The 17,689-nt window shown below is 58.3% G+C and carries 14 protein-coding genes and 3 pseudogenes; 9 read left to right on the top strand and 8 right to left on the bottom strand.

Annotated elements, in window-relative coordinates:
• Positions 1-74: 74 nt before the first annotated feature.
• The 8 genes from RAD10_RS38825 (at position 75) to RAD10_RS38860 (ending at position 10,655) form a co-directional block, all read left to right on the top strand.
• Positions 75-1,481: a DUF2130 domain-containing protein gene (locus tag RAD10_RS38825; protein WP_461621600.1), complete on the top strand. Its 1,407-nt coding sequence runs from the start codon at positions 75-77 to the stop codon at positions 1,479-1,481.
• 44 nt (positions 1,482-1,525) lie between these two features.
• Positions 1,526-2,521 carry a hypothetical protein gene (locus RAD10_RS38830; protein ID WP_461621601.1) on the top strand — a complete coding sequence of 332 codons (996 nt, stop codon included), beginning with the start codon at positions 1,526-1,528 and terminating at the stop codon, positions 2,519-2,521.
• A gap of 413 nt (positions 2,522-2,934) precedes the next feature.
• Entirely contained in the window at positions 2,935-3,087 is a 153-nt protein-coding gene (locus RAD10_RS38835) for a hypothetical protein (RefSeq protein ID WP_461621602.1), read from the top strand.
• Between the two features lie 644 nt (positions 3,088-3,731).
• Positions 3,732-4,955, top strand: a complete 1,224-nt coding sequence (locus RAD10_RS38840) for an ABC transporter substrate-binding protein (protein ID WP_461621603.1) — start codon at positions 3,732-3,734, stop codon at positions 4,953-4,955.
• A 446-nt stretch (positions 4,956-5,401) separates the two neighbouring features.
• Positions 5,402-6,478, top strand: coding sequence for a CaiB/BaiF CoA transferase family protein (locus RAD10_RS38845; protein ID WP_461621604.1), 1,077 nt, complete (start codon positions 5,402-5,404; stop codon positions 6,476-6,478).
• A gap of 859 nt (positions 6,479-7,337) precedes the next feature.
• Entirely contained in the window at positions 7,338-8,105 is a 768-nt protein-coding gene (locus RAD10_RS38850) for an SDR family NAD(P)-dependent oxidoreductase (protein ID WP_461621605.1), read from the top strand.
• 118 nt (positions 8,106-8,223) lie between these two features.
• Positions 8,224-9,411 (top strand): iron-containing alcohol dehydrogenase, encoded by a 1,188-nt coding sequence (locus RAD10_RS38855; protein WP_461621606.1) that lies wholly within the window; start codon positions 8,224-8,226, stop codon positions 9,409-9,411.
• 260 nt (positions 9,412-9,671) lie between these two features.
• On the top strand, positions 9,672-10,655 hold the full coding sequence (locus RAD10_RS38860) for a Bug family tripartite tricarboxylate transporter substrate binding protein (protein ID WP_461621607.1): 984 nt from the start codon (positions 9,672-9,674) through the stop codon (positions 10,653-10,655).
• A 755-nt stretch (positions 10,656-11,410) separates the two neighbouring features.
• On the opposite strand, the gene RAD10_RS38865 is transcribed toward RAD10_RS38860, so the two are convergent.
• The 4 genes and pseudogenes from RAD10_RS38865 to RAD10_RS38880 all read right to left on the bottom strand — a co-directional run bounded on the left by RAD10_RS38865 (position 11,411) and on the right by RAD10_RS38880 (position 15,052).
• The gene (locus RAD10_RS38865) at positions 11,411-13,189 is read right to left on the bottom strand and encodes an acyl-CoA dehydrogenase (RefSeq protein ID WP_461621608.1); all 1,779 of its coding nucleotides are present in this window, start codon (positions 13,187-13,189) and stop codon (positions 11,411-11,413) included.
• 603 nt (positions 13,190-13,792) lie between these two features.
• The gene (locus tag RAD10_RS38870; protein WP_461621609.1) at positions 13,793-14,080 is read right to left on the bottom strand and encodes a DUF1330 domain-containing protein; all 288 of its coding nucleotides are present in this window, start codon (positions 14,078-14,080) and stop codon (positions 13,793-13,795) included.
• A 447-nt stretch (positions 14,081-14,527) separates the two neighbouring features.
• Positions 14,528-14,770, bottom strand: a pseudogene (locus RAD10_RS38875) (helix-turn-helix domain-containing protein); the annotation flags it as partial.
• A 78-nt stretch (positions 14,771-14,848) separates the two neighbouring features.
• On the bottom strand, positions 14,849-15,052 hold the full coding sequence (locus RAD10_RS38880; protein ID WP_461621610.1) for a hypothetical protein: 204 nt from the start codon (positions 15,050-15,052) through the stop codon (positions 14,849-14,851).
• Between the two features lie 271 nt (positions 15,053-15,323).
• On the opposite strand from RAD10_RS38880, the gene RAD10_RS38885 reads away from it, so the two are divergent.
• Positions 15,324-15,611 carry a DUF1330 domain-containing protein gene (locus RAD10_RS38885; protein WP_461621611.1) on the top strand — a complete coding sequence of 96 codons (288 nt, stop codon included), beginning with the start codon at positions 15,324-15,326 and terminating at the stop codon, positions 15,609-15,611.
• A gap of 605 nt (positions 15,612-16,216) precedes the next feature.
• Here the strand turns inward: RAD10_RS38885 and RAD10_RS38890 are convergent.
• The 4 genes and pseudogenes from RAD10_RS38890 to RAD10_RS38905 form a co-directional block, all read right to left on the bottom strand.
• Positions 16,217-16,633 (bottom strand): annotated as a pseudogene (locus RAD10_RS38890) (thiolase family protein); the annotation flags it as partial.
• A 26-nt stretch (positions 16,634-16,659) separates the two neighbouring features.
• Positions 16,660-17,109: a hypothetical protein gene (locus RAD10_RS38895; RefSeq protein WP_461621612.1), complete on the bottom strand. Its 450-nt coding sequence runs from the start codon at positions 17,107-17,109 to the stop codon at positions 16,660-16,662.
• Positions 17,106-17,537 carry an ATP-binding cassette domain-containing protein gene (locus tag RAD10_RS38900; RefSeq protein WP_461621613.1) on the bottom strand — a complete coding sequence of 144 codons (432 nt, stop codon included), beginning with the start codon at positions 17,535-17,537 and terminating at the stop codon, positions 17,106-17,108. The genes RAD10_RS38895 and RAD10_RS38900 overlap by 4 nt, the downstream gene beginning before the upstream one ends.
• Positions 17,476-17,688 (bottom strand): annotated as a pseudogene (locus RAD10_RS38905) (energy-coupling factor ABC transporter ATP-binding protein); the annotation flags it as partial. The pseudogene RAD10_RS38905 and the gene RAD10_RS38900, both read right to left, overlap by 62 nt.
• Position 17,689: the final 1 nt, after the last annotated feature.

Below are 17,689 nucleotides of genomic sequence, written 5' to 3' on the forward strand. Positions count from 1 at the left end.
GGCAGGCTTTGACCCGATCAGCGGGTATTTTCGGAATGAACACATCCGCTGCCTCGAACCTTCGGACAGGAAACATGCACGAGATCATCTGTCCCCACTGTGACAAGGCCTTCAAAGTTGACGAATCCGGCTATGCGGAGATTCTGAAGCAGGTCCGTGACGGCGATTTTGAAAAACAACTGCACGAACGGCTGGAATTGGCCGAGCGCGAAAAGCATTCCGCTGTGGAATTGGCCAAGGCAACAGTTAGGAGCGATTTGCAGAAGACCGCGGCCGCCAAGGATGCACAGATCCTGGAGCTGAAGTCCAAGCTCGACGCGAGTGAAGTTACTCGGAAGCTCGCCGTCACTGAAGCGCTTAGTGCAGTGGAAAAGGAGCGTGATACGCTCGCTAACGCACTCGCGCATTCCGAACGCGAGAAAAAAGCTGCCTCAGAGCTTGCTGATGCCCTTCTGGCCGGCGAGCTGCACAAAGTCTCTGCTGCCAAGGAAGAGGAAATCCGGGAGCTGAAGGCCAAGCTCCAGGCCGTCGAGCTTGAGAAAAAGCTTGCAGTGACCGAAGCCGTCGGCACGATCGAAAAAGAGCGCGATGAGCTGAAGAACGGCATCAAGCAGGTACAGCTTGAAAAGCAGCTCTCTGAACAGTCGCTCAAGGACAAGTACGAGACCCAGATCAAGGATCGCGATGACACGATCGATCGCCTTAAGGAGATGAAGGCCCGGCTCTCGACCAAGATGGTTGGCGAGACCCTCGAACAGCACTGCGAGACCGAGTTCAACCGAGTGCGCTCGATGGCCTTTCCGCGGGCGTACTTCGAGAAGGACAACGACGCACGGACCGGCAGCAAGGGCGATTACATCTTTCGGGACTCGGACGACGCCGGCACCGAGATCATCTCCATCATGTTCGAGATGAAGAACGAGAGCGATAGAACCGCCACGAAGAGCAGGAACGAGGACTTCCTCAAGGAACTCGATCGGGATCGAGCCGAAAAGGGCTGCGAGTATGCCGTCCTGGTCTCATTGCTCGAGCCCGACAGCGAACTCTACAACGCGGGTATTGTCGACGTTTTCCACCGCTATCCGAAAATGTATGTCGTACGGCCGCAGTTCTTCCTGCCGATGATTACGCTTCTGCGAAACGCGGCCACCAACTCTTTGAAATACAAGACCGAGCTGGCGCTCGTTAAGGCGCAGAATATCGACATCACCCAGTTTGAGAGCCAGCTTGAGACGTTCAAGAACGGCTTTGCCAAGAACTACGATCTCGCCTCCAGAAACTTCCAGACGGCGATCAATGAGATCGACAAGTCTATCGACCATCTGCAGAAGACGAAGGACGCGCTGATCGGTGCGGACCGCAACCTGCGCCTCGCGAACGACAAGGCCCAGGACGTGACGATCAAGAAGCTGACGCGTGGAAATCCGACGATGGCAGCGAAGTTCGCGGAGCTTAAAAACCAAATTGAGGCCGCCGAGTAATGATGTCTTGGGCCGACCACGCATAGCGCGTTCCCCTGCAAACCATGCCAATTTCTCCTCAGCTCTGGTCATTCACGGAGAAGCACCAGCGTTTCTTCAAGTTTAAAGAATGCCTTGCTGCCGGCGATCGGTCGCGGTGCGAGGGCCAGATCATTCGCGCTCACATCATCCCTCGCTCTCAGCTGAAGCAGATTGCCCAGGATGGCCACATCGTCGCCGTTCCGACCTCGTTGCTAGCCATAATGAAGATGCAGCGGACGGGGTTCGAGGCGAAAGAAACTGGCGTCGGTGAATTCTCTACCATGAACTGTTTCTGTGCGGGTCATGACAAGGTTCTCTTCGCGCCGGTCGAAGATGCGCCGCTCGTTTTCTCGCCCGAGCAGCTCGCGCTGCTTTATTACCGGGCAATTGCTGCTGAGTTCTATCAGCGCAATAGCCAGCTCGAGTCGGCGGAATCCGAGCTGGACCACCAATCAAACGAGCCGCGCAACCTCAGATTCTCCTGGATTGCCATGTGTAACGACCAGGCTTCCGAGGAGGCTCATCAGGCCTTAGTCCGTACCGAAAGATTGATCGCGGCCCGACGCTTCGAGGATCTCCGTAGCCTCGTCGTGCGGTTCGACGCGGCACCTGCTGTGATGGCCGCTGGCGCCTTCCGGCCGATATACGATTTCGCCGCACGACGCGTCCAAAAGCCGGTCGACCTGTGTTGTTATGTAGCGATGCACTTGCTAGCCGCCGACGGCGGAGCAGTTTTGGCTTTCACTTGGCTTCATCGCGACCAAGCCGCGGAGCAGTTCGTCCGCACCTTCGCCGCCTTGCCGAGAGAGCAGATGGCTTCGCTTGCCGTTCAATGCGCTTTTGAGCACATAGAGTTTACCTGTATGTCTGACTTGTGGTGGAGCGGTCTGAAGCGCCCGATGCGTGCCGCGCTCCTAGAGCGCGTTAGGCGAGCAAACTCTTTATCTTACCGTCGCTCGCCCCGCTGCCTATCTTACCGCATCCGCTATGCCGATTGGCCCGTCGCAGAGATCCGCTAATCTCAAGTACTTTTGCGACCGGGTATTTCGTACGAAAGGCTCCAACTCTTAGAAGGGTTGTCGCTCGAAGCGATTCTTTAACATGCCTTTCCGGGGCGCCTTAGGCTTGGTTGCTGTGGTGATTTTTGCGAGGATCGGCGTTCGGTGCTCAGCAGCAACTGTCTTGCATAGATCCGAGTAGCCTCATCGAGCCAGTTGTATCCGGTGCGGAATCTTCAGCTATTGTCATGCCCAACGAGGAACGTTGCGCTGCGCATTTCCCACGAAAACCACCTGACAAATGTCATGAGTCGACACGGGTTACCGAATGCCCCTAAGATGGAGAGGAAGTAAGTTCGCGGAAGCCGGGTACGGGTGGGGCAGTGAACTTCCAGGTGACGGTTCTCAAGGTGCTGGTCAGCTAGTTCGCCGTCATGGAGGACATCAAGCGCGATATGGCGATTCTGGCGACCAGCGGACGGGACTGGGCTGAACGCACGAAGCGATTGGCAGCCCACGTGCCTCACCTGGATATCTTCTCCCAAAGTCTGATCGAGCGGCTTGAATGGAGGCTGGCGTATCACTGACAAGGGACGCGCGGTTCTCGAGATCATGGAGGCGCGGCCCGCACTCGCCCAAGCAACGGAGCTGCCCAATGTCCGCGCGGTCGAGGAGCCGACGTCAGCTGCGGCTCGGTCACCGATGCCTTCGATCGCGCCAGTTCGACGCATGCGGAAACGAAGCCGACGCCAACGCGACGATATCCGGCGAAGACAAGCGACTGCGTCGTAACAAACCTAGCTAACGGGCGAGTTTTCGCTTTCGGAAAATAAAAATATATTCCATAATCTATGTTATGCGATTCGTATTTACAGAATCTACTTAGGAACGTTCACACTTCTCCTTATCAAAAGCTGCGCCGGCGACGGTAACCCCTTTTCTCGATCACCACAGGTCAGCCGTTTGCAATCTTGGCGGCTTCCGCAGCAGCGCGTTGCATACTGGTCGACATCTCGCTGGTCACGGTGCCCGCAGGCGACGATGGCAAAATCGCCAGATCGGCGCGCGACTTCGCGGAAGGCGACGCGCGATCCCCCATCGAGGTCTCGCCTCGGAAGGTGATCCAATCTTTCAAACCGCGCCGAATTAGACTTGCTAAGGAACAAGCAAGTGATTAGTCTGGTCGCAGGGTTCGCGAGAGGCCCGTTTAACTTCGGAGGAGGCGGTAAACATGAGATACCTCAAGTCGTTGCTGCCGGCCGCAATTGCCGGCCTCGCCTTTATCTTAGCTACCGGCGCATCAGCGCAGAAAACATACGACCCGGGAGCATCGGACACCGAGATAAAGATCGGGAATATCGTGCCGTATAGTGGTCCTCTATCAGCGTACGCGACGATCGGAAGGAGTCACGCTGCCTACTTCAAGAAAATCAACGATGAGGGAGGTATCAACGGACGCAAGCTTGTCTTGGTGACCTACGATGACGCGTATAGTCCATCGAAGTCGATGGAGCAGACGCGAAAGCTGGTCGAGAGCGATGAAGTGCTGGCCGTCTTCAGTTCAGTTGGAACCCCGACGAACCTGGCGACGCAAAAATACCTTAACTCGAAAAAGGTGCCCCAGGTATTCGTCTCTACGGGGGCATCGCGATGGGGAGACCCAGCCAACTTCCCTTGGACGATGGGATGGCAGCCTACATATAAGAGCGAAGGGCGCATCCTCGGAAAATATATCGTTGCCAATCATCCAGGCGGCAAGATCGCGGTGCTATGGCAGAATGACGACTCCGGTAGGGACATCCTGACTGGCCTAAGGGAAGGACTTGGAAGCAAAGCGAATCAGATCATCGCTGAGCGTTCTTACGAAGCGACCGACCCGACGGTTGACTCCCAGGTCGCGGGCCTGAAGGACTCCGGGGCGAACATCTTCGTATCTCTCACCGCGCCAAAGGCTGCCGCTCAGGCGATCAGAAAATCTGCAGAAATCGGCTGGAAGCCGGTTTATCTTCAATCGAACGTGTCGACTTCGGTGTCGTCTGTGCTGCAGCCGGCAGGGCTGGAGAACTCAAAGGACATTATTTCAACTGCCTTTCTCAAGGACCCCAGTGATCCGACCTGGAAGGAGGATCCTGCGACGAAGGAGTGGTTCGCCTTCATGGACAAGTACTTCCCGGATGGCGACAAGACCAACTCAGTGAACGTTCTAGCCTATGCGTCCGCGCAAACCCTGGTCCACGTGCTCAAACAATGTGGTGACGATCTAACGCGAGCAAACGTCATGCGACAGGCGGCACGTCTGAAGGACTTCAGATCTGAGATGATGCTGCCTGGCATCGTCGCCAACACCTCTGATTCGGATTTCTATCCGCTTGAGCAATTGCAAATGATGAAGTTCGACGGAAAGAGCTGGGTTCTATTTGGCGACATCATCGACGCGTCTTCCCCAGGGCATTGAGGGCGAAAATCAAACAGGCCGCGAGGCTGGACCAACCGCATCCCGAGGTTCTGAGCCACGGGACCTACACATTGTTGTTCCGGTCGACCATCCACTGATGCATGGCTCTGTCGCTCGCTCCGACTTGGACGACAACCTTCAGTTATCAAATATGATCACGCTGCGGAGCGTCTTGCCTGCCTTCACGGCGGCAAACCCTCTATTGCCGTCACCGGTGGCCAAGAGGTCCGGGACCGGCGAGACGCTTGCGTGGGGTGGTCGAGGCCATGAAGATGCAGAATGTGCTGCGCGTCCAGGGACCGCACGGTGAAGAAGATCCACGCCAGCGCGGACGACGTTGGCAGTAGATGCGTTGATTCTGGAGTTCGCGGGATGAACCGCCGTGCGCAAATAGCGACGGTCAAGCCAATGGGGGATGCCAAGTGGTAGCAGATCGAGCCTCGCAGATGAGTACTGGCCCCCTTGCGGGAGTTCGTGTTGTGGAATTTGCCGGCATCGGCCCCGGTCCCTTCGCGTGCATGATGCTAGCGGACATGGGCGCCGAAGTGGTGACCCTTGACCGGATCGGCGCAAAGAGGAACTTGAAGGCAATTGCGGCACGCGGTCGCAAATGGGTCCATGTCGATTTGAAGGATGACCAAAGTAAAGGCGAGTTGATCGAGCTTCTCTGCGGTGCCGATGCTCTCATCGAGGGTTTTCGTCCGGGTGTGATGGAGCGCCTCGGCCTCGGTCCCGATGTAGTTCTCACTCGCAATCCTCGACTTGTATACGGTCGGATGACCGGTTGGGGCCAACATGGTCCCCTTGCCAACGCCGCTGGTCACGATATCAACTACATCTCGATCACAGGTGCGCTCGCCGCGATCGGCACGCGAAAAAGCCCGATCCCGCCGCTCAATCTGGTCGGTGATTTCGGTGGAGGCGCGCTCTATCTCCTCGTCGGAGTCCTTGCAGCACTGATAGAAGCAAGGAAGTCGGGCAAGGGGCAAGTCGTAGACGCGGCAATGTGCGACGGGGCAGCCTCGTTGATGACCATGTTCTTCGATATGAGCGCTGCTGGCGATTGGGTGGAAGGCCGCGAGCAAAACATGCTGGATGGAGGCGCGCACTTCTACGGCGTCTTCGAATGCGCATGCGGCAACTTTGTCTCGATCGGGTCCATAGAGCCGCAATTCTACGCGCTCTTGCGGCAACATGCCGGCCTGCTTGATCCTGATTTCGATGATCAAATGAATCGCACAGCTTGGCCCACGTTGAAGCAAAAGCTTGCAGCAGTCTTGAAAACCAAGACTCGCCAGGAGTGGTGCGAGATCATGGAAGGCACCGACGTTTGCTTCGCCCCGGTCTTAACGATGACAGAGGCATCACGACACGAACACATGGTTTCTCGGGAGGTGTTCCTTGCGCGCCAGGGAGTCTTACAGCCTGCCCCGGCGCCGCGGTTCTCGAGGACACCCTCAAGAGTTAGGGAGCCCGAGGAAATGCCCCTCGCAGCGGTCGTGGGCTCTTGGAACCGGCGGTGAGTTCTATTTGACCAGCGGCATTCATGGTTGCCTGCAGAACAGTCCGCATTTCGTACGCGCGCAAGGAAGCTGAAAGCGTGACGCCAGATGAATTCCGGGCGGCCGTGCGGACGATCTTAAGAATATGGTCATCTTACCCGAATCTTCAAGCATCCTGCTTGAATGCCAGGATGGGCCTTCGGAAGACAGCATCCGGTCGCGAGGTGGTTGCGAGTGACCCTCCGCCACCCTCGTTATACGAGGCGGGCGCACCTCCCGAGAGGCGAGTCCTTGGCGAAGAAATCATCTGCCTGCGAGAGAATCCTACAACGGCGACACTGAAGACGGCCGGCACCTGCTGGTCCATCGGGTGAGCTGCTGGAGGCCACGATGTCCTTTCCCATGCTGACGGCATATTGCGCCCTGCTTCGAACATCTGCTTTCGAGCTTGAAACTGAGCGTTAGTCATGTCTTTACATAAGATGCCCGTGCATTGTTCGGGACGCGTCGCCGTCTGACGTTGCGCTCGTGAGCGGGGCGTTTCATCGACCGAGCGGTGTTCAAGCCCAGTGCTTCCATGCCGCAAATCCTCTTTCGTCCGGATTGATTTCCCAAGCCGCCCGGTAAGGCGCTTCGCTTCAAAGACCCCTCCTTTTTTGTCAAGCCAAGAGGTTCGAAACGATATCACACCAATGGTATTTGCTTTTCAGATAACAAGTATGTTAAGCCCGCGGCGCCATGGATGTTCGTAATTCATGCTGCGGCGCGATTGCGTTCGGTCACATCTCGACCGCCCGGGGCGCCGCCAGCTTCATTCTGAGCATCGCGATAGCGCTGCTTGGCGCACCATCGAAATAAGAGCGTATCCTGGGAGTGAAACGTGACCCTGTTTGATATGTCGGGAAAAGTTGCCGTCATCACCGGCTCCACGCGCGGCATCGGCCGGGCTATTGCCGAACGGATGGCCGAGCACGGTGCTAAGGTCGTGATCTCCTCCCGCAAGCAAGACGTCTGCGATCAAGTGACCAAGGAGATCAACGACAAGTTCGGGAACGGGGTGGCGGCCGCGATTGCGGCAAACATCTCTCGCAAGGAAAACCTGCAAAACCTGGTCAGCGAATCCATCCGTGCCTTCGGCAAGATCGACGTGCTGGTCTGCAACGCGGCCTCTAATCCCTATTACGGTCCCCTCGCCGGCATTTCGGACGAACAGTTTCGCAAGATTCTCGACAACAACATCGTCGCCAACAACTGGTTGATAAGTATGGTCGTGCCGGGGATGATCGAGCGGAAGGATGGTTCGATCGTTATCGTGTCGTCGATTGGCGGCCTGAAGGGCTCCACGATCCTTGGCGCCTATTCAATTTCGAAGGCGGCCGACATGCAGCTCGCGCGTAATCTCGCCTGCGAATATGGCGAGCACAATGTTCGGGTGAACTGCATCGCACCGGGTCTGATCAAGACCGATTTTGCTAAGGCGCTCTGGAGCGATGCGGACAATCTGAAGGCGTCAACGTCGCGTTCACCCCTGTTACGCATTGGAACTCCGGACGAAATCGCTGGAGCGGCGGTGTTTTTAGGATCGCCGGCGGGCAATTTCGTGACCGGCCAGACCGTGGTCATCGACGGTGGCGCCACGATCAGTTGACGCTTGCTCAAGCGCGAAAACGGAGGTGATCCTGGCGCCCGTGCGATGCGAGTCCTCCAGTTCACACAAGGCAGTCTAAGGCAGCAAGTGAGGCGTGCGGCAAAAAATGGAGTCTTCCATGCTCGAGAAACTCTCTGATACATTGCAGACCGGTACCCACCGCAATTTCTTGCTGGAGCGGGTCGTGCATGGACGGCCGGCGGCAGAGGTCATCGTCCAGGAGGCCGAGAAGCTCGACAAATCCCGCATTTTTATTACCACCAGCGGCTCGCTTAGCGCTGACGATGCGTTGCCGCGAGAGATCGGCCGCGCTTTGGGCGAAAAATTCGTTGGCCTGTATTCCGGAATCACGGCCCATACGCCACGCCAATGTGTGATCGAAGGCGCTGCCGCTGCACGTGCTGCGCAGGCTGATCTTCTGGTTGCAGTCGGCGGCGGCTCGGTTATCGACGGGACCAAGGCGATGCTGCTATGCCTGTGGCACGATCTGAAAGATCCGAAGGAGATGGACGCCCATCGCGGCGAAATGAGCCAGGATCCCAGCGTTTGGCCCGCAAACGCGGCGAGCCGCATCCGCATGCTTGCAGTGCCGACGATGTTTTCGGCTGCCGAGTTCACCTGGTTTGCTGGGGTTAGCGAGCCGGCGCACCATGTGAAGGAACCCTTCGCCCATCCGCTGCTGGTGCCGCAAGTGGTGGTGCTCGACCCAGTTGCCACCCTGGCGACGCCAATACCGCTCCTGCTTGCGACCGGCATGAAGGCCGTCGACCACGCCGTCGAGCGGCTTTGCGGGCTTGATCCGCCGCCGCTCGCGGACGCCGCTGCATCATCCGCTCTGAAACTCCTGTACACGTCGTTGCCGCAGCTCGGTGGTCCAAATGACAATCTGAAGATGCGGATGGATTGCCAGTTCGGCATGTGGCTATCGATTTTTGGCGCTGGCAGTGGCTCTCCAGCGGGAGCGAGCCATGCCATCGGACACGTGATCGGTGGCTATGGCGTGCCACACGGACATACGACAGGAATCTGCCTGCCCTCCGTACTGCGATGGAACTATGATGCAAATGCCGCCCGGCAGGCACATACGGGCCGGGTCATCGGTGTGACCGGTGACAAGCTCGCGGACGCGGTGCGCGCGTTCGCGACGAAGCTCGGTGTGCCTACGCGGCTGCGCGATGCCGGTATCAAGCGCGACCAGCTCGATGATATCGCGCTTAAGTCTCTGCATGATGGGCCCATGAAAACCAACCCGAAACCGGTTACGTCCACGGCGCAGGTCATGGAGATATTGGAAATGGCATGGTGACCCTCGCCTTCGTCGTGACGCATCGCCGCGCGCGTCACCGGCCGTCATGAGGGAGCTGTGAGCGACGACATTGGAGAGAGCATGATAGTCGGCCGCGACCGTGGCCAGTTTGGCGAAGTCCGCAGCCTAGGGCTGCAATGCTCTGTTGATCGGAGTTGTCGGAGCTGGGTCGGACGCACGCAATCCAAGGCAAACACTACTATCGGTTGGGTTCGGCTTTCCCGGGTACTGGACTGCCTGACAGCAATGATCGAGGATGTATGAACCAAAGGATCTCAGAATACGCAGCTCTGTTCACTGCGTTGGTGGGGCTTCTCATTTCCGAGCCCGCTCGAGCCCAATCGTATCCAGCCCATTTTGTTACTTTCGTCGTCCCATCCCCGCCCGGTGGCGTCACGGATATTGACGCGCGCATAATTGCGAAGGTGCTATCCGTTAAAATAGGGCGCCCGGTCATTGTTGAACCCCGGCCTGGGGCGGGAGGCATGATTGCGACGGAATTCGTCGCGAACGCGAAACCCGATGGATACACATTATTGTGGGCATCGTCAGGAGCGATTGCCACCAGTCCGTGGATCTACAAGAAAAAACTCGCCTACGATCCCTTCAAGTCGTTTACACCCATCCATACGCTACAGGAGGCTTCTCCAATTCTCCTGGTTTCGGCATCGAGCCCCTTCAAGAGTACAGCGGATCTTGTGAAGTATGCAAAGGAGAATCCAAGCAAGCTCAATTTCGGATCAGCGGGGAACGGCACCGGCCAACACATTGCATTGGAGCTCTTCAAGCTTGCTGGCGGCTTCGAGGCGACCCATGTCCCGTATCGTGCCTCTACGCAGGCGATGACCGATCTGCTCGCAGGTGTAATCGACGCTACGTTTGACTACTACAGCCCTGCAAAGTCGCAGCTTGAGTCCGGCAAGCTACGGGCGCTATCAGTGACAGCTTCGTGGCGCCTTCCGGTGTTGAAAGATGTCCCCACCCTCTCTGAACTTGGCTATCCGGTGGAATGGACAGGCTGGTCTACGGTCGTCGCGCCGGCCGGCACTCCGCCTCAGATTGTGGATTTTCTGGCAACGGCGTTTGCTGAAGCATTGGCTGCTCCGGAAGTGATCTCGCACCTAGAGGCGACGGGTACACGAGTGTTACCGCCAAAGGCGAAAGAAGGAGTTGAAGCCTTTCATCGTAGCGAAAGTGAAAAGGTGCGTCGCTTGGTTCAAGACTCGGGCATAAGCGTCGAGTGAGTGAAGAAGACACTTTCCGGATCATTCGCCTATTGGGTTCTATCGGCGGTCAAACCGTCGCATTTATTGGCCTAACCGGCTAAGGCTGGATGACGAACCCCGAACAGATTGTGGGCTATGATCGCACCACGCTGGCCAACAGCTATGCGGTGCGAACCGGCCGAGACCTGTCGCATATCGCTTATTCGATTGGCTTCAACCTTGGAAGAGCGCGGTGATCTTGCATGCGTCTACGCCCGCTACATGGTGGGAAGAAGAGCGCGGATGGGATCGACCTGGACCAAACACGCAAAAGGATCATCGAACGCCGCGACTTGGCCGAACAAGCGGTAGCCGGTTGGAGAGCAGCGGTCTTTCCTCGTAACCCCGGCAAACGCACCTGGCCAAGTAGTCCGACGGAATGCCTGTGTGTCAGTCGGCAATCACGGCAAGCCAATGCGTCGGGGCATCGAATTGAGTTGGGCCATGCCCACGCTCGAGGATATCCAACACCATGACAAATGTGAAATGTAGGGCGACCGATGCGTGTGTGGGAATATGCGGTTGAAGAGGATAGGAAGCAAAAAAAGGCCGGAATCTTTCTAAGGATCCCGGCCAAGTCTAGGGAGAACCCGATCGGCTTGCTGCCACTCGCTTAGAAAGCTCCATTCTGCGCCCGAGCCGACGTTACCTCCGACACATCGGCATTACGCTGCATCAAACTGGAAGGGACGCACCGTGGTTTGGGACGACAGGGTGACGGTCGGTGACCTGCCTTAAGCTAGCAGCACCGTATCCGCGCAGGTTATCGCGTCGGCACCTTCCATCACTGTCAGTTCCAGCGAGCCGGCCTGCACCGCGATGTTCTCCGCGAAGAACCGCGCAAGGGCTACGTAACGCCGAGACTCACCGTCACCCTGCCCTTTCACGGCAAGCGCTTCGCCGGCCAGCAAGCAGCCGCCGAGTGTCACACCGAACAAGCGCAGGTAAGGTGTTGCCCCTGCCAGTGCGTCGTCCGATGCAGTCGAAATCCGCGCCAACAGCCACCTGCTTGAGCGGTCGAGCGAGCCGATTGCCTCGCGCAGTTTTCGGCCAGCGGTGCCAAAGGCGGGGTCGTTGGAAGCCTCCAGCTGATCAACGATCTCGGAGAGATCGTTGATCGCGTCCCAAACCGACGCGCCGCCGTTTGCACCGAGCTTGCGCATAACAAGATCGATCGACTGAATGCCGTTGGTGCCTTCATAGATCGAGGTGATGCGAGCATCGCGATAATGCTGCGCGGCGCCGGTTTCCTCGATGAAACCCATACCGCCATGGATCTGCACGCCGAGATAAGCGACTTCATTGGCGATATCGGTGGAGAAGGCTTTTGCGATTGGCGTCAATAGTGCACCGCGCGCAGCCGCCTCGGCCCGTACTTTTGGCTCTCTTGCACGAGTGGCGATATCAAGTGCAACCGCCGTTGAGTAGCAGACGGTTCGAGCGGCTGCCGTCAGCGCTCGCATCTGCATCAGCATTCGCTTCACGTCGGGATGCACGATGATCGGATTGGAAAAATTGCCATTGTTGCCGACGGCACGGCCCTGACGGCGCTCTTGCGCGAACGCCAGAGCGAGTTGATAGGCGCGGTCTGCAACGCCGACGCCCTGGAGGCCAACCCCGAGCCGGGCCTGATTCATCATCGTAAACATGCTGAACATGCCGCGATTTTCTTCGCCGATGAGATAGCCGATGGCGCCACCATGGTCGCCCATGGTCATGGTGCAGGTGGGAGAAGCGTGGAGGCCGAGCTTGTGCTCGACGCCAGTTGGATAGATGTCATTGCGCGCCCCAAGTGTGCCATCCGGGTTGACCAGGTATTTCGGAACCAGAAACAGTGAAATGCCTTTGCTACCGGCTGGGGCGTCCGGCAGCCGGGCGAGCACGAAGTGCACGATATTGTCGGTCATATCGTGATCGCCGTAGGTGATGAAGATTTTAGTGCCTGTAATGCGATAGCTTCCATCGGCAGCGCGTTCGGCGCGGGTGCGCAAAGCGCCCACGTCCGAGCCAGCCTGCGATTCAGTGAGTTGCATGGCGCCAGTCCATTCGCCCGACACCAGTTTTCCGAGATAGATCCGCTTCAATTGCTCGCTGCCATGGGCATGGAGCGCGTCGATCGCGGAGAGCGTCAACAGCGGGCAAAGGCCGAAGGAAACGTTGGCTGCGCTCCAGATCTCCGTGCAAACAGCGTTGATCGCCAGCGGCAAGCCTTGGCCACCGAACGCTTCCGGTCCGGACACTGCGCTCCAGCCCGCTTCACTCCATCGCTTATAGGCATCCCGCCAACCTGGTGCGGTCGTGATCTTGCCGTTCTCCAGCCTAATTCCGTGCTTGTCGCCGACGCGGTTCAGCGGCGCCAGCACGCCCGCCGCGAACTTTCCGGCTTCTTCCAGCACGTCCGCAACGGCGGCGCCGTCGAAATCGCCGTAATTGCCGGCCTTTATCGCCGCCAGGAGCCCGGCACCATGGTTGAGCGCAAGCAGGATGTCGCTAATCGGCGCGCGGTAAGTCATGCGAAACCTCGTCTAAGGGGGTGGCAGGGGAAGTGGCCTTATTCACATGAAAATCGTATGCCTTCAAGATCGAGTTGTTATATGACCAACAAATCGACGCCCCGTTTCGATTTTTTAGAAAATTGGGGGCCGCTGCGGAATCCCGGGTGAGTCCTGCAAAACGCCCAGAATGGGGACCCGGCTTGCTCGTCGATTCTCGCGATCTCGAAAACCACGCCACATTCCACCTTCGTCGCAACCAACGGTCCGCGGCCTCGACGTGCAGTGGCGCTCCGGGCGAGAAAACTGCCACCGTCTGACATTCGCCTGCTCGCCGGATTGGGTGACGCAGCCTACGACCACGCCGCCGACCGTGACGGGGTCTAGCTCATTTCGACTGATCAGCGCCTTTGAAAACAGTCGCGAACAGATCAACTGGGTGAATGTTCGAAAGAAATCCGTCCTCCCTTCCCCTGCCCATTGGGTTCGGACGGCGTCGAGGATCCTGCGTTACGTCGTCGAAGGCCACTCCATCAATTACAAGCTGCCATGTCCAAGCTGGGAGTTTTAAGTGGTCTATCTGCATTGTCAGCCTGCAACCATGTGTTTCCTCACCGGGTCCTGTCAAAGACCTTCGAAGCGCAATATTCGTGAGTCGGCCGCGGCGTGGCGGTACTTGGCGAGCTCTCGATACTCTGGGCTATTCCAGAAACGCTCTGCGGCCTCCCGGTCAGAAAACTCGAGGAGGACTAGACGCTCGCCATTCGCTTTGCCTTCGAGAGTTACTGGGGCATCGTCGACTGCAAGAACCCGGCCGCCAAACTTGGCGAACACGGCGGGAAAGCCCGACGTGTACTTCTCATAGAGCTCAGGGTCCGAGAATCTGACTTCGCCAAGGATATAGGTAGCCATGCGATGATGCCTCTCAAACTTGTACGCGAATAAAGAGTGAGTTCGGTCGGCAAGCGATGCTATCGCCGACGTCCGATGCGATCAACAACCGGCAGTCCCCGCCTCCAGCTAAAGTGAGGCGCTTGCTGACATGCCGCAGGTACCTTTAACAACACTTGTTGTGCGAAAAGCAAGTACTATTTCAACCAGACAAGATTGCACGACTGACACACAGGACGTGCCGGTCGGAATATTAGGCCTGTTCGTCGCGGGCGACGTGCAGCGCCCGCGCGCTCCAACCGCGCTACAGCGACGGCCAGGACAGCAATCAAGGCGATAACGAGCGTCGGGGGCCGTTCAGACTTGTTCATCATCAGTGGAACATCCGCACGGTTGTCGATTGATAACCTCGCCCTTGGGTCAGGAAGCGCCGCAGCTTGTCACGATCGGATGCGAAGCCAATGCTTATTTCTGCTCTTGCGGCAGGTAGATCAATTGACCGATCCGCGTGAGGGTGAACGTGAGGCGAGAGACCGTCGATCGAGGAAGGCCACAGCGGTCGGCGATTTCCCGATTGCCCAGGCGCATGCTTGGACGCTCAAAGCAGCGCAGGATGTCGAAAGCGCGCGATATGACTTGGATCACCTGCGCGCTTCCAATAGCGGCCGCAGTCCCCTCTTGCGGCATCAACTTCTCAGATCGGCGTCCCATCGCTTGCATCCCACAAAACCGAGTCCTGGTTTCAGAACGGTGAACAAATGCCTCGCTGCCGACCTGCGAGGAAGCGATTCAGCTTGTCGTCAGCCGGCTGCGCACGACGCCTCCGAGGAGCTCATGATGTGCTCGCGCCCCGCTTCTTGCGCAACCTTCAATTCTGACACCGCGGTGAGGTGCGCGGCGCCAGGCGACGCCGAGGATGTGGACGTCGTTCTTGACCGCCCGGCGCGCCACCTCCTCCGCGGTGGCGAACAGCGGCCCGTCGGATGAGTTCATCTCAGCCTTTTATAAACTCTTCGTCGAAAGCTGCGAACTTCGTCCCCTCGGCGAGCTTGTCAGATCGACCCGACGGCTTCTCTCTAGTTAAACTCCACAATCAGCGCGTCCACCGCCAGCGTGGCGCCGGCGCTGGCGTGGACCTTCTTCACGATGCCGCGATGCACCATCATTTAGCGCTTGCTTATTGACCAACAAGTGGTAGCCTGCACGTACTCTTGCTCGGGTACAGTTCGTTCGTGCCCGGCTCGTCAGCGTAAAGAGGTTTGCAATGCCGGCCTACTTCATCGTTCAAAGCACAATCACGGACGAAGCGCAGTACCAGAAATATGTGCAGTCCGTTGTGCCGCTTATAACCAAATTTGGCGGAAAACTTGGAGCTAGAGGGGCGAAGGTGGAAGTGTTGGAAGGCCAACATGACCAGCGCCCGGTCGTCATGTTTGAGTTTCCAGACATACAGGCCATCGAAGGGTTCTGGAATTCGCCGGACTATGTTCCTATTAAGAAGCTGCGCCAAGGCATAGCCACCATGAACATCTGGGCGTTTCCGGGCGTCTAGACGGCTGAGCGATGCATATGAGGGTCTACCACTCGTGGGTCCGTCCCTAAAGTCCCTCGCAGCTGCCGCTCAATGGGCCCGTCAGAGTTTGATCAGGGCCGTGCGAGATCGGCTCGAGGAAGCGCCATCGGAATGAGACCATCTGGATCCTTGTCCCTGCCATCGGGGTCACAGTGTTAATGACTACTGATCGGAGGGTAAGGGCCGCCTATCTAGCAATTTTCCGGGCGCTGATCTTGTGGCTGAACCGCGCCCGGGAATTATTGAGTGCACGGCCTTGCGCTCGGTCTCCGACTAGGGCGTGTACTCTTAAAGACCGAGATGCCAGAGCGTATCCCGCTTTTTTGGGCAAACGCTCATAAACTCAGCCGGCCGGAAAAAGTGGCTCGCTGCATCATCTTGGAGTGGCGCCTCCGGCCGACAGCGCCAATCGTACTCACCGCCCAGTAGAGGAGCGCTCTATGTCCTGGAAATCGAAGGCGAGTTGTTACCCCGTGGAGGGTGAAGCGTCTATGGAGACCCCGGCGGAATTTGTACGCTCCTATGGTGCCATCGTGGACGCGCTCACAGCGACAATCCTTAATGCAGAGGCCGGGATAAACTGGCTAAGAGTTCAACCGCCAGATCTGGAACAAGTCCGGCGAGTTCTCAATGGCATTGCCGACGACGGTATGCGAGTGGGCGAAATCGTCGTTCGACTTCGAGCGTCCATGAAACGGTTCCCCAGAGCGGATGACGCCGTTGATCCTTGAGCTGATATCTCCGACGTGGCCTGAGCGACCCTCCACAAAGCGGACATCAAGCGTGCGCTTATCCGCAGCGTCCCGACTATGAATACATGCCCTAACGTTCGTTGAACCGCGGCGGGATTCCGCCCCGTACAATGCGTTGCCGAAGATGACGGCGTCGATCGCCTCCGGCGCGATGCCGGTGTCGGCCAGCACGGCCCGAATTGGCGCCGCGCCAAGTTCGTCGACCTCTACCGTCTTGAACGCGCCGCCCCGAGGCGCGACCGCCGTCCGGCGTGCGGCGACGAGCTAGGCGGCGCTCATCGCAGCACTTCGCAGGCGTCGGATTCCCAGAGCCGGCGCAGTGCATGGAAATCGGTCTTGCCGGAGGAGGTCATCGGCCAGTGCGGTGGCACGGCAGACCGGCGCGGGATCTTGTAGAGCGGCGGGCTCAGGCGGGCATGCCTAATCAGATCGGAAGACGCTATGCACCCACCCGGACCCGGCCTCAGCAAAGCCACCAGCCGCTCGCCCCAACGTTCGTCGACGGCGCCAAGAACCCCGCCTCGGCTAGGCGATATTCCCTCGAGTACACGCTCGATCTCCTCCCGATGGGCGTTCCTGCCGGCCGTGATGATCATGCGGCTGGCACGGCCGGCGGCCTGCAGGAAGCCACGCTCGTCGAGCATGGCAATCACCGCCAACACGCCCGCCAGAAGTCGCCAGTCGCCGACCGGCACACGGTGCAACCAGGTCGGTGGCGCGGTCATCCTGACGTCAGGGAGTCCCCTGCCCCAACGATCGTTGCATGGGCCCGGTAGGCAGGCAGCACTTCGGCGGGCCGGCCATCGAGGCGGATGTAGCCCTGATCCAGCATGATGCGATCGAATTCCGCGAGCAGCTCGAAATCATGACTAGCCATCACCGCCCGCTCCGGAAGCGCCATGATCCTGCGGTACAGCAACAATCGTGTCGGCAAGTCCAGACAGGAGAACGGCTCGTCCATCAGCAGAAATGACGGCTCCGTTGCGAGCAGTGCCAGAACGCAGACCAGCTGCTTCTGGCCGCCGGACTGCTCGTTGACGTTGCGTTCCGCACATTGAGTGCAGCCGTGCCGCTCCAGCAGTGCCGCGCCCGTTGGCGTGCCTGCAGCGCCGTAGTCCCCGCTCCGCAGGTCCAAAAGCGACCTCCTCGACAACCGTGGGGAAGATGAGCTGGTGGTGGTCGGGATTCTGAAACAGAAAGCCGACCCTGGCTGGAAGGTCCTTGCGATCCCGCACCGTTTCGAGGCCCACCACCTCGACGCGACCGCGTGCTGGCAGGAGCAACCCGTTCACGAACCGCAACATC

It is taken from the genome of Bradyrhizobium sp. 23AC (assembly GCF_054863025.1).